The sequence below is a fragment of the Luteibacter sp. W1I16 genome (assembly GCF_050434905.1).
Classification (GTDB): domain Bacteria; phylum Pseudomonadota; class Gammaproteobacteria; order Xanthomonadales; family Rhodanobacteraceae; genus Luteibacter.
The window spans coordinates 2,062,201-2,077,757 of the sequence record NZ_JBNDJJ010000001.1; the positions used below are offsets into that span (position 1 = coordinate 2,062,201).

Here is a 15,557-nt window from a genome sequence, read left to right on the forward strand (position 1 = left end):
ACAACTCCATGGTTCAAAGATTACGCAGCACATAACGCCCATCCTCATAACCATCGACGGCTACGATTTCCTGGACGCGGCGGCCGCTTGGGGTACGCGAGATATGGACGAGCATGTGCACCGACTCGCCGATCAGCGGCTCGATCGGCCGGGGCGCGTCGCGGTGCATGCTGATGAGCATCGATAACCGGGAGAGACCGGCGCGCGCATCGTTGGCGTGCAGTGTGGCCGCCCCGCCCTCATGTCCCGTGTTCCACGCCATGAGCAGGTCGAGGGCCTCCGGGCCGCGGACTTCGCCAACGAGGATGCGATCTGGCCGCATGCGGAGCGACGTGCGCAGGAGCTGCGTCATGCTCACATCGAACGACGTGCGGTATTGCACGAAGTTCTCCGCCGAGCACTGGATCTCGCCGGTGTCTTCGATGATGAACACGCGTTCGTCCGCGTTGGCGTCCACCATCTCCCGGATGATCGCGTTGATCAGGGTCGTCTTGCCCGATCCCGTACCGCCGATGACGAGGATGTTCCGGTGCCGGTGGATGGCGTCGACCAGCACGCGGCGCTGGTGTCCGGACATCGTATCGCTGGCGACATAGTCGGCGAGGCTGAAGATCGACACCGCCTTCTTGCGTAACGCGAAGGTGGGTCCGCTGACGATGGGGGGAAGTTGTGCGGCGAAGCGCGATCCGTCGAGCGGAAATTCAGACTCGAGCACCGGATTGGACCGGGTGATCTCCTTGCCGTAGTAGCCGGCCGTGGTCTTGATCACGGCCTCGGATTGGCTGGGCCGCATCGTGCCGATGCAACGCATGCCTTCGCCGAGACGCTCCTGCCACAGGCGATTGTCCGCATTGAGCATGATCTCGACCGTCTTCGGGTCGTTGAACGCGTTCATGAAGGTATCGCCGAGATCGCGCAGCAGCTTTTCGCGCGCGCGCTCCCTGACGACGGCGGTAGGTCCGCCCATATGTCCCTGTTCCATCGGTATGTCGATCGATTCGCCGGACGCCGGCCCGACCCTCATGGTCGCTACCGCCGCTTCTTTCCAACGGGCGCCTCCGCGTCCCGATTCGTGTGGCCGGTCAGGCCGCTTTCTTCATCGCCACGCTAGAGCTGCCCATGACACAGGACGCGCGGATGGCGCGATGCATGCCGTGTGTTTCAAGTCCATCCAGCGTCTCGGGAATCGTGACGCGACAACTTCCCGCTTCACCCTCACCCCAGCTCACGGTGAGCTTCGATCCCGCCAGGGCGCCGCGCGCGAAGATCTTGCTGCCCTGCCCTACGACGCCGACCGTCTGCCCCGCCGCGTCGAGTACCGATGCTCCGAAGGGCAGCGGCTCGCCGTCCGGCCGTGTGGCGTGGATCAGCAGCGATTCGGCGACCGAGGTGCGGTAGTCGAGCCGCGCGAAGGCGCCAGCGCGTGGAACCACGGTTTCGCTCGTGCTTTCGAGCTGCACGTCGTGCGACGCGCCGCGAGGGTCGATGGCGATCGTATTGATCTGATAGGGCAGGAGGCTTCGAACCACGGCGTTGCCACGGCGGTCGAGGTGCACGCCGGACTGGCTTTCGATGCCCGCGCCCGCGGCGCCGGGTGCATGGATGATGGCGTTCGTCTCACCAAGTTCCTGCGCAAGCGTGACGCCATCGCCGTGCGCCACGATCGCGCCTGTCGCCACCATCGAATACTGCGTTCCACCGCTGCTGTTGCGACTGATGCCGGCGCGATAGGTGCCCGCATAGCCGCGATAGGCCACGCTGGCATTGCCCGTGGTGACGGATGCGCTCGACGGCGCCTTCGAACGTCCGGCGGCGACGGTATAGGTGAGGTCGTCGTTACCTGCCCATTTCCCATTGAGTCTCGCCTGCGCGGTGGCATCGTTCGCGCTGCCGCGGTTGTACGAGACACCGAGGTTCGGCGAGGAAGGGGAGCCGCCCAGGGGGACCGAGAACGAGACGAAGACGGTGGTGTCCGTGGCTCCGTGCCGCGCGTACGTGGCCCTCAGGCCGTCCATGTCACCGAGGCGCGACCGCTGTACCGAAATATTGTAGGAAAAGGAGCGCCAGCTGCTCCCATAGGCGAGCGTGTAGTCGACGCGCCGCTGGCGGTCACCCCAGAAGTCGACGAGCGAACCGGTGAGCGATAAGCGGCCGCTCGCTATCGACTGGCCGATATTCGCGTCGAAGCGGCTGCGCTCGCCACCGGCGGACTCTCCGGCCAGGCCGCGCCGCAAGCGGCTGCGCAGGCGCGAAGCATCGGTCACGCCGAGATAATCCCGGGTGGAGAATCGCTGCGCCGCCAGCCCGAAATTCGTTCCGGTCGACACCAACGAACGGGAATAGCGCAATCGCGTGCTGACGCCCCGGCGTACACCGTCCCTGCGAAAGGCGGCCCGCGAACCGGTGACGTCCAATGCGATCGCGCCGAACGGCAGGTTGATCGCGGCACCGACGAGGCTCGAGACATAGCTGTTCGATGCCGTCACGCCTGCATAGAGGGTGCTGTTCGCCGTGATGCCGTGTTGCACGGTGCCCTGGAAGATGAAAGGTGTGTCGGCGACCCGTGCCTCGTCGACCTGCCCCGCCCATACGCCGAAGCGCGTCGTGCCTTCCCGAAGCATCTGGGGTACGGCCGTATAGGGAACGAGGATGATCTTCGTCCGGCCGTCCGCTTCGGTGATCGTCACTTCGAGGTCGCTGCCGTATCCGGTGGGGTACAGATCGTCGATCTCGAACGCGCCGGGCGCCACCGTCGTGCTGTGGATGACGTAGCCGTTCTGACGGATCGTCACCTGGGCGTTGCTGTCCGCCACGCCGCGGATCACCGGCGCGTATCCACGTTGCGATGCGGGCAGCATGCGCTGGTCGCTGACGATGCCGATGCCACGGACGCGCACGCTGTCGAGGATCTCCCCGTTCGTGTACATCTCGCCCACCGTGAGCTGTGCCCTGGCATCCGTGAGGTCGTGCTGGGCATAGACCTGGTTGTTCCGCCAGCGACTGCTGCCGTCGCGCAACGAAAGGGAGCCGGCCTGGCGCAGACGCCACCCGCCGAGGTTGGCGCCTGCATTCAGGCTGACGTAGCTGTCCGTGGAACGCTTGCCGTCGCGGCGCACCTGGAAAGTGTTCGCGTTGTAGTTGAGCATGGCCGCCTGCTCCCCATCCTCCCAGAACTCCGGGCTCACGTAGCCACGGGCGCGGGTCCGGAGAAATGCCTGCGGGAGCGTGACCCGGAGGATCTGGTCGCCATCGTCGAAATCGACCGTCGCCCCCGGCACGTACTGCTCGAGATGACCGCAGAACGCGGTATCGCCCAGTAGGCGGATCGACGCGTCGGCGGCGGTGCGTGCCTGTAACTTCTCGATGTCGAGACCGAACCGCAGCAACGTGCTTCGATCGAAGCAGGGTTGCGCGCTCTCGCTATCGGCCACCTGGCGGAATACGACGTCCCGCATGCCGGGAATCGGCTCGCCGTTCACCAGCACGCTCGGCCGGTAGATGCCCGCCAACGTGATGTTGCCTCGCTCGAACCGGGAAAGGTCGATGGCGCCCCCGGATGAGTGGATGAAATCGGAACTGAAGGTGGCCTGCGGTGCCGTGGGATCGAGTGACGGATCCGGTCCGACGGGCCCGATGGCCACGGCCCTGCCTGCGGCCGGGCCCAGCAGGGCTAGCGCTACCGCCAACGGGCGTCGCGCCAATCGTATGCCTGGACGACGCCGGGTCATGGTGCGCCGACCGTTTTTTCGTGCGAGACGAAGCCGCCGTAGTCGTTGATGCTCTGGTAGCGTACCGTCACACCGCCATCCAGGGGTATCGCCTCCGCCAGCTTCGGCGTCGCCTTCGCAAAGGGAGCGATGGCGAAAGGCTCGATGCTTACCGAACGGCCGGCGGATTCGAGGTGAACATCGTTCATGGTGACGTGGTAGGCCGTGGGGTTGTCAGCCGAAAGACCTCCGCCCGAAGCGCGTGTCCACACGATCCTGTCCGGCGACCCACTCGCCGAGCCGGCAAGTCCTTTCGGCCGGTAGAACAGCTTCAGACGGTAACGGAATGCGAGCTGCATCTTGCTGCTGTCCTTGTCCTCCGCCGACTTTGGCGGCACTTCGAGCACGTTGATCCAGAAAAGCGATTCGCGGTCGGCGGGCAGCGCGGCTCCCGTGTACGAGATACGAAGCGTTTGCGACTTGCCCGATTCCACTCGCGCGATAGGCGGCGTGAGGTTGAAGGGAACGTCTACCCGTTCGGGCGTCGAGTGCGCGTCGCCCTCGTCGATCCATGCCTGTGTCAGCACGGGAAGACTTCCCGTATTGCTCACCTTTACGGTGACCTCGTTCACTCCGGCGTCGTAGACATAACGCGTTGCGTTCATGACGATGCCCGCCTCCGTCACCCCACTGGCCGTGACGGTTGCCAGGGCAACCGCCACGGCGGACCATCGCGACATCATCCGGTTCGTTCCTGGCATTCGAAGCGTTCCTTCCTGTGGACGATGCGGTCGCCGGCCACAGCCGGCGACCGCTCCTTGCAAACCGCGGTCACTTACCCGCGGACAGTCGATTTACGGCTCGAAGCGCACGCCGTACACCACGGAACTGTCTGCCTCACCCGCGACGACGGCGGCCGTGCGCTGGTACGCGGACGCATAGACGAGGATCGCCTGGTTGTCGGTGACCGTTTCCTGCACCGCGCCCTGGTTGTTGCCGTCGATGTCGATCGGGTTGTCCAACTTGTCGAAGAGACGGATCTGAACGCCCGTGGCGCCGCCCGACACGATGAGGGCGCCCGTGCTCGGATCGACCGTGGTACCCGGCTCGAACGCGGCCCAGACCTTCGTGCCGTTCGTGCAGCTGGTTTCTCCATCTTTACCGACATAGATGCGGAACCCGGTCTTGCCGGCGACGTCACCCACGTTGGCGAAGTTGCCTGCGCTCACGCCCTGCATCTGCACGGTGAAATCGGGTCCATTACCCGGATCGCCACCGCTGACCGAGCAGGTCACGTTGGTGATCGAGCCGTCGAACGTGATCGTGCCACCGTCGACTGCGAAAGCGGACGGAGCCGCCAGGCCTGCGATAAGCAGGGCGGAAGTCATAACCTTGAGGTTCATCCAATTAACCTTTCTTTTCTTGAGTTCTGAGCAACGGCTCCTTCGGAACCGTCGGCCTGGGGAGACACGGGTCATCCCCGCGCATCACGCAGCCGAGCTCGACAGACGCGAGCGCTAAGGAAAGTGTGTAGGAATGCGCCGAGGATCCATATGGAAGATTCCTCAAAAATTCGAGTTTGTTTCCGAACTTCGACGCGGCTCACGCCTTCGAAAAGTGGTCTCAGATCTCAAGACGGAGGCCCTTGGCCCGTGCTATGGAAGCGACAGATCAAGGGCCCCGGTGGGTCATTGGCCGATCTTGCGCAGCGACTTCCCGCTCATCAGGTTTCGCTCGATCTGTTCGAGTGTCACGTTCTTGGTTTCGGGCACGAGCCAGAACGTGATGCCGATGAACAAGGCGTTGAGAGCCGCATACAGCCAGAAGGTCTGCGCATTGCCGATGCCACTCAGGAGGGTGAGGAACGTCGCCCCCACGATCATGTTGGTCACCCAGTTGGTGAAGGTGGAGCACGCGATGCCGAAATCGCGGCCTTTCAACGGTTGCACCTCGGAGCACAGCGTCCAGATCAGCGGACCCGCCGACATCGCGAAACCCACGATGAAAAGCAGCAGCATCGCCACGGTGAAATACTGCTCGCCGCGCGAGTTCACGCCGAGACCGAGCATCGTGCCGACGACGCCCAGGCCGACGGCCATGATCGTGAAACCCGCGTAGAGGATCGGCTTCCGGCCGAGGCGGTCGACGAAGGCGAATGCGATCAGGGTGGCGAGCACGTTCGTGAGGCCCACGGCGGCGGTGAACCACATCTGGGCCTGCGTGTCGTAGCCCATGTCCTTGAAGATGCGCGGCGCGTAATACATCACCACGTTCATGCCCGTGAATTGCTGCATCGCCTGCAACAGCACGCCGAGTCCGACGGAACGGCGGAAGTTCGGGTTCTCCCTGAACATGCTGAAGCCATGCTGCCGCGTCTTCAACTGCTCGTCGATGTCGTCGATCTCTTTCTTCACGATGGCTTCGTCGCCGCGGAGCTTCACCAGGACGGTTTCCGCGTCCTTGCGCCGGCCGCGCATCAACAGCCAGCGGGGGCTGTCGGGCAGATAGAACAGGCCGAGCAGAAAGAGCACGCCCGGCGCGGCGATGACGCCAAGCATCCAGCGCCAGTTGCCGCTCGAACTGAAGGCCGTGTCGGAGAGAAAGGCCAGGAGGATGCCCGTGGTGATCATCAGCTGATAGGTGGAGATCATCGCACCGCGGATCTTCTCCGGCGCGACCTCGGCCAGGTAGAGCGGCGCGGTGAACGTCGCCACGCCGATCGCCAGGCCGAGGACGAAGCGCGCCACGATGAGGATCGTGGCCGAGCCCGCCACCGCGCAGAACAGGGATCCGGCGATGAACAGCACGCCGGCGAGGATCAGGGACCGCTTCCGCCCCAGCGCGGCGGACATCCATCCGGCGCCAAGCGCGCCGACGGCCGCACCGGCCATCATGGCGCTGACGATCCATTCGATGGTCCGGTCGGACACCTTGAAGTCGGACTGGATGAACTGGGTGGCACCGGAGATCACGCCGATATCGAGGCCGAACATCAGGCCCGCCAGCGCGGCCAGCACACATGTCGTGACGATGGCCGCCTTGGGATGGGTGGCTTGTGTCCGATGGGCTGCGACGTCCATGGGAACCGTTCCTTCTATGGATGACATGCCCGGCATTTGAGGACTAGGCATGTATCCGCCCCGTGTGCGGCGCGTCTACGGCTATTCGAGCGCGCCCACGCCCAACTCGCGCGAATCCGTGCGGCCCTGGTCGTCCACCACGCGGACGAGGAAGCGGCCCGTGCGCTCCGGTGCCCACATCAGGGCCTGCCCGCTGGGCACGCTACCGAGATAGGCGTCGTCGACGAACCAGTAGAGCATGCGCGTGCCGGCGTCGGTCGTGGCGGAGAAGGCGACACGCTCGCTGCCGAGCCGGGACACGCGAATCTGGTACGTGCTGCCTTTCAGCGGCGACGTGATCTTCGGCGGATCGCCCGCCGGCTGGCCGCCGCCCTGACAATCCGGCAAGGCCGGCGGTGCCCTTCGTGGCATGCCAGCCTGGGCGAAGACGCGAGCCAGGTCGGACGGCCAGTATTCGTAGACCTCGATGCGCGTCCTGCCGGGAGCGTAGGGGGGACATGCCGGCTTGCCCGTCGCCGTGTCGACCACCACGGGGCGATGCACGTTGCTCACCTTGATCGGTGACTTACCGGGAATGAACCAGGTGCTGCCGACCTGCGGGCACCATGCGTTCGGCAGGTCGCCGCTCGCAAGGCAAACGGGCACACGGCGGAGGTTCGGCGGATTGCGCCGGACCGGCTCGGCCAGGCCCGGGCGTTCGGCACGCAGCGCGTCGGCGATGCGGAAGAACAGCGGTGCCGCGGCGTCCACGCCGACGAAGGCCGGGTTGCCCGCGCCGTCGAAATTGCCGATCCAGACGACCAGCACGTAGGGACCGAAACTTCCGGCGGTCCAGGCGTCGCGAAAACTCCACGAGGTGCCGGTCTTCCAATACACAGGAAGCCGGGAGGGTTGCGCCGCCACCGCATCGTCCGGTCGCGGATTCTGCCTGAGCATGTCCATGACCATGAAGCTCGCCTCCTCGCTGAGCAGGCGCGTCCCACCCCTTTTCGCCTGCGTAGCGAGCAGGCGCAGCGGCCGCAGCTCCCCGCGGTTGGCCAGCATCGCGTAGAGACCGGAGAGCTCCTGCATCGTCACTTCGCCGCCGCCGAGCACCAGTGCCAACCCGTAGTGCTGTTCGCTGGCCATGCGCGAGATGCCCGCATCGCGGAGGAACTGGTAGAGGCTGGGATTGGCGAGCCTTGCGGCCACCTGCACCGCCGGGATGTTGCGGCTTCGAACCAGCGCCTGCGTCGCCGTCACCGGCCCGAGGAAATGGCCGTCGAAATTCTCCGGCGTATACGGGCCGAAAGCCGACGGCACATCGCGCAGCACGGTCTCCGGATGGAGCACGCCCTGGTCGAAGCCGAGCGCGTAGATGAAAGGCTTCAACGTGGAACCCGGCGACCGTTTCGCCAGCGTGCCGTTCACCTGTCCCTGGATCGAGGCATTGAAATAGTCCGCGGAACCGACCATGGCCTTGACGCCCATGTCGCGGGTGTCGACGAGGATCGCCGCGGCATTGCGGATACCGCGATCGCCGCTGCGCTCGATGTATTGGCGCACCTGGCGTTCCAGGCTGTGCTGGAGACCGAGGTCGAGCGTCGTCGCGACGCGCATGTCGCTATCGCCGTCCAGGCGGCGCTCCGCGAGCACCTGCTCGACGAAATGCGGCGCCTCGAAGGGCAACTGTGACAACGGGCGCAAGCGAAGTGGCAGGTCGAACAGCGGCCTGGCGCCGGCGTCGCCGGGATGCCTGCTCAACCAGCGCGAGAACAGCCGGTCGCGCGATAGCTTGAGGTCCTTGCCGATCACGGCGCTCCCCTCGATGTGGCCCGGCAGCCCGCGCGAGGGGTCCTGCGGAATGACCGCGAGGGTGAGCGCCTCGGGCAGGCTCAGTCGCGACGGCGCCTTGCCGAAATAAGCGAGGCTGGCGGCACCGACACCCTCGACGTTGCGGCCATAGGGCGCGGCGTTCAGATACGCCTCGAGGATGTCGTGCTTGGAATAAAGCAGTTCCAGTTGCGCCGCGCGGGCCGCCTGCACGAACTTTCCGCCCGGACTGCGCGTATCCAGGCGCCACATCAACCGGGCAAGCTGCATCGTGACCGTCGAACCGCCTTGCGCGTTGCCGCGCCGTACATAGGTCATCCACGCACCGCGCGCGAGGCCCCAGGCACTGACACCCGGGTGCCAGTAGAACCAGCGATCCTCGTGCAGCAAGACGGCGTCGACCAGCGTGGGCGAGATGTCCTCGAGCGGCACCCACAAGCGGTAGCGCTGGTCGCTCGCCAGCGTCAACCGCAGCAACCGGCCGTTCGCGTCGTACACCGCGGTCGAGGAAGGGAACCACGTGCGCAGCGTATCGTGCGGCCACAACCGCAACCCGAGGATAACGGCCAGGAGCAGCAACAACGCCACCAGGGCGTTGTGCCACTTCATGCGGACGAGTCGGATGGGACCTGCCTTTATGGCTTCCGCTCCACCGTCATCGTGCCGCCGCCGGGTGCGCTGGCCTGCACGCCCCGGTCGTACAAGGACTGGACGAGGGCCGGAGGGATGACGAACCTGCCCGCATTCGTCGCCTTGATCCGGTAGACGAACTCCTGCACGTCACGGCTGGCATAACCGTAAACGACGACGCGATCCTCGCGAACATCGGCGTACTCGGGTTTCCATGTGGACTCGGGGTTGCCGATCGGCGAACGCCATGCCGGCGTATCACCGGCTTCACCCTCGGCTGCTTCACTCACCTCGGATCCCTCTTCCGGCGCCGCCTCGTCGGAAGATACCGTCGCCGCTTCGGCCGGCGCCGCGGTGTCGAGCACGGGCTCGAAGCCGCCCGGCAGCAGGTCGACGATCGCGATGTTGTCGACCCCCTCGTCCTTCGTGGCGCGGATGCGCACGTGCACGTCGATCTCGTCGCCGGTGTTCACGGTGTCGACGGCCTTGCCCTTCGTGTCCGTATAGGTGCGGGTTATCTCCAGGCCGTCCTTGCGCGTATCGCTGGCCGGCTTGCGGTCGAAACCGGTCTGCGCCACGCCGTACCAGGCCGTGGCGTCGGCGTCGTTGACCAGCCGGAGACGTTGCGTGCCCGCGGACCATCGCCCGTCGAGGATCGACCCCTTGGGTGCGCCGATCGGCGTGACCGTGCCGTTCGCGGCGACCGCGCCGATGGAAAGCCTCGCCGGGTCACCCCCCGCGTCCTTCGCCCATGCGTCCAGCGCGAGAATGATCATCGCCGAAGACAAGGTGTTGTAGTGCCCCCTGGACAACGGGCCGACCAGGTTCTCGACCGTCTCCGGCGGCAGGGCTTTCGCCAGATCGGGAAAGTGTTTCGATAGCACGTACAGCACCGTGGCATCGCGGATGGGCGCGTCGTAATAGTCGGCATAGACATATGGCTCGTCCGCCGGCTTGCGCACGAGGACTTTTCGCGGCCCGGCGATCAGGTCGCTTGCGAGGCGATCCTGGTGAAGCAGCTTGTACGAGGCCGCGAGCCACGCGGCGGCAAGATCGTTTTTCCACTCGTTCGCATGGACTTCCTGCAGGCGGCGTTGCAGGGAGGCGAGGTCGTTCGTGGTGACGTTGCCCTGCCGCGTCAGCAGGTAGATGGCGTACGCCCTCTGGCGCATCTCCACCAGCGAATCGCCGCTGTCGTCAGCCGCGATCTGGCGAAGTGCCTCGTCGGCCGACGCCAGCATGTCGCGCGGTACGGCCACGCCGCGGTCGCTCGCCTCGATGAGGTAGTGCACGGCGTAGTCGGTAGCGAACGCATGGGTGTCCGGTGTCGCCGTCCACAGGCCGAAGCCACCTTGCCCGTTCTGCCTCGCGTGCAAGGTGTCGAACAAGGCCGCCACGGGGTCCGCGGGCGGTTGGGTGCCGTCCATCATCCGGGCCGGCTTCACGTCACCGAACTCCGGGTGCTGTCCGAGGATCAGGGCGGGCATCGCCGCACTGATCACCTGCTCCGTGCAGTAATGCGGGAAATCCACTAGATACGCGGCCAGGCCGCGCGCCAGCACGACCGGAACGGTGGAAAAGGCCGCGTCGCGCTTGGCGTACTCGTCGTGCATGTCGCGCAGGCCGGTCACGTCACCGCGTGAATGCGCATCCACATGACCGAAGGCGAGATCCGTGCGCATGGGCGATGCCGGGCGCACCGACAGGTCGACGCCTTGCTTCGCGGACTTGCCGTTGTAGCTCGCCGTGAAACCGAGGTTGCCCGAGCCCAGCTTGTCCGTCGCGCGCACACGGAAGGTGGCGACACCTTCCCGCATCTCGCCAAGATTCAGGGTCTTGGTCGCGTCGCCCACGATCTGCAACTGCGGGCCCAGCTTGAGGCCCACGGCGACCGGCACCTCCTTGCCACCCAGGCCGGTGAGGTTGTTCGCCACGCCGACGCTGATCTCCGCCTCGTCGCCGGGCGCGAGCGTGGTGGGTACGTTCGGTGAAAGGACGAAGTCGCCCCGGACCGTGGTGGCGCCTTCGAACGTACCGATGCGATCGGGCGACACGCTGATCGCCATGACTCGCAGCTTGCCGTTGAAGTAGTCGGGCACTTTATAGGTAAGGTCGCGCGAGCCGTCGACATCGACGATGTCCGACCAGTACGCCACCGGCTTGTCGCGCTTGCGCCGGAACGGATTCAGCTGGCGGCCGATCGCGCCATCGGCATCGCCGCCCGGAGCGGCCATCGCCATCGACTTCTGGAAGTCGGGGATGATGAGGTCGAGGATCTGCGAGGTGGAAACCTCGAGCATGCGCTTGCGGAAGAAGTACTGCAGCGGATCGCCCAGCTTGTAGCGGGCCACCTGCAGGATGCCTTCGTCCACGGCGAATACCACGGCGCGCGTCGGCACCGGCGAGGTGATGTGGAAGGTCACCGTGTCTCCCGGCTTGACCAGGGCAGGCGACTCGACGGCTATCCCGTTGCGGCGCGCGTCCATGTTCACCGAGAACGGCACCACGCCGAACGACAGCGGGCTCATGAAGATCTCGTCGGAGGACGGGTCACGCACGTACTGCACGTTGATGTAACCGTTGCCTTCGAAATCGGCGGGCACGGTGATGTGCTGCACCGTGCTCGTGGCATCGGCATGGAACCAGGCGTGCGCGTAGACCTTGTCGCGCTCGATGGTGATGAGGCCGCTGCCCGCGTAGGGAGCACGGATGGCTATGTCCACCGCCTCGCCCTGTGCGTAGTCGGTCTTGGACAGCGTGAGCTGCAGTTCGGCGTTGCGCTCCAGCGAGCGGGAGACATTGCCTTCGCCGGCGACCGACCAGGCGACGCGGTTGACTTCCTTGCCGCTGGCATCCTTCACCACCAGGGCGAAGTTACCCGGCTTGTCGGTGGGCAGTGTCACGTCGGCACCGGCGGCGGGGATGCTCAAGGGCACCTCCGACAGCGTCGACTCGCGTGCCTTCGACTCGTACTTGAAGACGCCTGAATCCTGTTTCGTGAGCACCGAAACGTAACGTGTCTCAACGATCGCCTGCTTCAGGCCCGGCAGGTCCATGCGCCTCGCATTCGGATCGATCGCGACGAGGTTGACGCTGCGCTTCGCATCACGGCTCACATAGTCGAGGTTGTCGACCGACTTGTAGCCGACCAGCCAATCGTTCGACGACACCATGCCCTGCGTGGCCGCGGCGACACTGCGGCCACCTTCCGCCTCGTAAGCCTTGGCGAGGAAGTACAGCTGGTACGTGGCGTCGGCGTACTTGGACAGGTCCAGCGCGAACTCCGCATGGCCCTTGTCGTCGGTCTTCACGTCGGCCAGTTTCTCCTCGAATCCTTCCTTCGCCCGGCGTACGTCGTAGAAGTGGTAGTCCTTGTAGCTCGGGAACGAAGGAAACGCGGGTCGCAGGGTCAACGAACCTTCCACGCGCCGGTCCGCCGCAGGCGTGCCGAACAGGTTCCGCACGTCGACCAGCGCTTTCAGCTGCGTGGGCTTCACCCAACCTTCGGGCACGGCCGTGGAGAGCGCGGCCGAGACCTTCATCCGGTCGGGCTGGAACTCCTTCACCTGCACCGTGGTGCTCCCGATCTGCGAGTACGGCTTGCCGTCCTTGGCGATGTACAGGTTGACGGTCCAGTTACCCGTAGGCGAGGTTTCTGCCGTGGTGTAATCCAGTTCCGCGAAGCCCGCGGTGTCCATGGCCACCGTCTGCTGACGTACCGTGGTGCCTCGCGGGTCCACCACCTCGGCGATCAACGGCATGCCGGCCACGCTGCGCGTCCAGCTGTTGGCGCGCACGATCATCCCCACGTGGAAGAGATCGCCTGGCCGGTAGATGCCGCGGTCGGAGAACAGGTATCCCGATAGCTGGCCCTGGCTGTGCGCGTTCGGTTCGCCGCCGATGTCGAAGCGTGAGAAGTCCAGAGTGCGGTCGTACGAAGTCACCGGGAGGAAGGACAGGTCGTCGCCCTGGCGGACCACGTACATGGCCGGCGCCTTCTCCTGCGTGAAGCCCTTGAGGTTGGCGAAGTGAGCGTGACCGTCCGCACCGGTGCCCTGGGTGAACAACGTGCTGCCATTCCTGGCGATCACCGACACGGAAGCACCACCCACCGGCTGGCCGCCGCGGATGGATTGCACGAAGATGTCCTGGCTGCCATCGAGCGATTTCTTGGCGATGACGCCCAGGTCGGTGATGACGACCAGGCGTTCGTCCTTCGGCCAGTCGTAGGGAGCCGAATCGATATCGTCCTCGGGCACGGCGTCGGCCGCCGCGCTGTCCGCATCGCCTCCCGCCTCGCGTGCGGCCGCCTCACGCGCGGCCTTTTCGCGCCGCTCGCGCGCTTCCTGTTCCGCCTTGGCATCGTAGCCCGAGAGCTTGAGCAGGAATACGCCACGCTTGCCGGTGGCGAGGTACTGCCCCAGGTCGAAACCTTCGTAATGCGCCTTGCCGGGACCTTCCTCGGGAAAGGAAACCTTTTTCACGAAGCGGTCGACGATGTGGTCCGGAGTGAAGCCATACATCTCCGGCTTCGCATAACTGCCCGTGTTGAGTGAAACGAGGTGTTGCAACTGGTCCGGCAACACGCGGCCCACCTCCACGCGCATGCCGGGGATGTTGCGCGACACCACCGAAACGCGCCGGTCGCCACTGAGCGACAGCAGCGATCCGTCGGCCATGAAACGGAGCAGGCGTGGATAGTCCGGAACGGTGAGCATGTCGGCCCGGGCTTTCGGCATCACGTAACCGCCGAAGGAGGTCATGCCCTTGTCCACGCGCACATAGATGCGCTGGCCTGGCTGGGCGTGGTAGCGGAAGCTCTGCGTTTCCGACCAGTCGTTCTCAGTGGGCACGACTTCCGGCTTGAGCGGGGTGAAGGACCGCAGGTCGGCGTCGCCCACTTGCGACACCGAATAATGCTTGTCGTCTCCTTCCGGCACGGCCCATACGTGCAAGCGCCTGGCCAGCTCGTTGTCGCTCACCGGGCCGCCGAAATGCATCACCACCACTTGTTCCGGCTCGAACCTCGCGTTGTCGACCAGCGTGGCCGAGACCTCGTCGAGCTTCAGGCTGTACTGGCCGGGCACGCGCACCGAGGTCTCCAGCGCCTCTTGCGTTCCATCGCCACCGCGGCTGCTACGTACGCCATCATCGAGCTTGACGCCCACCGCGCCATCGTCCCGCGGTAACTGGAGCGGTTGCGAGTGGACGAAGGCGTTCAGGCGGCGCTCGTCGTAGGTGACGCTGAATTTCAGTGCGCTCCCGCGCTTTTCGTCGCCGTTGCGCAGGTCGAGCGACAGACGCTTCTCGAACTGCGCCGCGTCCACGGGATAGTTGAAGCCGAACTGGACGATCGTCTTTTTCTTCGTCGGGTCCTGCGGGTCCTGGTAGAACTCGCCGTTGACGACCCTCGCGGTGAAGGGCGCGGTACTGAAGCTGAAATGGTCGTCGGCCAGCAACACCTGAGGCGCGAAGACCTTCGCCTTGTCGAAGCTCACATCGATCTTGCGGCCGACCGGCCAGTCGCTCGCCGGGACGAAACGCAGCACGCGGTCGTTTTCCCATGTCCATTGGCCGGGCAGCTTCGGATCCATGGCGATGCCATCGGTCACCGGCTTGCCGAGGGCTTCCAGCCGCGCCGCGGAAGCGGAGAAGGTCACGGTGAGCGGATGGATGGTCACCGGCACGTGTTCGTAGTCGCTCGTCCCGGGGGCCGGCGCCTCGAAGCTGACGCGGTCGGGCTCCACGGGCTTCGGCCTGTTCTCCCACCATTGCCAGCCGAACCATCCGGCAGCGACCAGGAGCAGGACGCCGGCGATGCTGCCGGTGAACTTCAGCGGATGGCTGCGGGCGACGCGGCCGGTGGCCGGAACCCAGGCGGGCGCCGACCAGGCCATATTGCCGAAAATGGGCCTGAACAAGCGGCCCAGCAACCAGAACAGGCCGCGCACGAAGCGCACGGGCAACAGGGCGATAAAGCGAAGCAGATCCATGTGTCCCTTCCGATCCCGTGAGATGACGGCGTAATCGTCGCCGTGCCGCGGATACGGCAAGGCCCGTCCCCCGCCTGCGCGGTGAACCGGTCTTCGTTTCGTATCCCCAGTGACATGCTGCGCGCGAACGATGTCGCGGCTGCGACCGGATTCTGGCACAGCGCGGCACGAGTTCGGGACTTTTCGGGGCGCGCCACGGCGGAGCAACGCTTTGCAATAGAAGGATTCTGAAAATGACCACCCGCCCGGCGCGACGTGACCCGCCTCACGCAAGCCGCGTAACGGCATGTAACGGGCGTGAAGATTGCGCTATGGTCGGGGCATTCGCCGACAAC

Annotated in this window: 7 protein-coding genes; all 7 read right to left on the reverse strand. The window is 65.4% G+C overall.

The window, feature by feature from the left end; genetic code table 11:
• Positions 1–13: 13 nt before the first annotated feature.
• Positions 14–967, reverse strand: coding sequence for a P-type conjugative transfer ATPase TrbB (gene trbB / locus QFZ41_RS09230; RefSeq protein ID WP_429198484.1), 954 nt, complete (start codon positions 965–967; stop codon positions 14–16).
• A 115-nt stretch (positions 968–1,082) separates the two neighbouring features.
• Positions 1,083–3,641: a fimbria/pilus outer membrane usher protein gene (locus QFZ41_RS09235; RefSeq protein ID WP_429198485.1), complete on the reverse strand. Its 2,559-nt coding sequence runs from the start codon at positions 3,639–3,641 to the stop codon at positions 1,083–1,085.
• Positions 3,642–3,724: 83 nt separating this feature from the next.
• Positions 3,725–4,468, reverse strand: coding sequence for a fimbrial biogenesis chaperone (locus QFZ41_RS09240; RefSeq protein WP_429198486.1), 744 nt, complete (start codon positions 4,466–4,468; stop codon positions 3,725–3,727).
• A gap of 93 nt (positions 4,469–4,561) precedes the next feature.
• Positions 4,562–5,110: a fimbrial protein gene (locus QFZ41_RS09245; protein ID WP_429198487.1), complete on the reverse strand. Its 549-nt coding sequence runs from the start codon at positions 5,108–5,110 to the stop codon at positions 4,562–4,564.
• A gap of 285 nt (positions 5,111–5,395) precedes the next feature.
• A complete protein-coding gene (locus QFZ41_RS09250) occupies positions 5,396–6,787 on the reverse strand; it encodes a sugar porter family MFS transporter (protein ID WP_429198488.1) in 1,392 nt (463 codons plus the stop codon).
• An 81-nt stretch (positions 6,788–6,868) separates the two neighbouring features.
• Entirely contained in the window at positions 6,869–9,208 is a 2,340-nt protein-coding gene (gene pbpC, locus QFZ41_RS09255) for a penicillin-binding protein 1C (protein ID WP_429198489.1), read from the reverse strand.
• A 26-nt stretch (positions 9,209–9,234) separates the two neighbouring features.
• A complete protein-coding gene (locus QFZ41_RS09260; protein ID WP_429198490.1) occupies positions 9,235–15,222 on the reverse strand; it encodes an alpha-2-macroglobulin in 5,988 nt (1,995 codons plus the stop codon).
• Positions 15,223–15,557: the final 335 nt, after the last annotated feature.

Bases quoted from the DNA above. Each gene is read 5' to 3' on its own strand.
- trbB (WP_429198484.1), bottom strand. From the start codon at position 967: ATGGGCGGACCTACCGCCGTCGTCAGGGAGCGCGCGCGCGAAAAGCTG.
- QFZ41_RS09240 (WP_429198486.1), bottom strand. From the start codon at position 4,468: ATGCCAGGAACGAACCGGATGATGTCGCGATGGTCCGCCGTGGCGGTT.
- QFZ41_RS09245 (WP_429198487.1), bottom strand. From the start codon at position 5,110: ATGAACCTCAAGGTTATGACTTCCGCCCTGCTTATCGCAGGCCTGGCG.
- QFZ41_RS09250 (WP_429198488.1), bottom strand. From the start codon at position 6,787: ATGGACGTCGCAGCCCATCGGACACAAGCCACCCATCCCAAGGCGGCC.
- pbpC (WP_429198489.1), bottom strand. From the start codon at position 9,208: ATGAAGTGGCACAACGCCCTGGTGGCGTTGTTGCTGCTCCTGGCCGTT.
- QFZ41_RS09260 (WP_429198490.1), bottom strand. From the start codon at position 15,222: ATGGATCTGCTTCGCTTTATCGCCCTGTTGCCCGTGCGCTTCGTGCGC.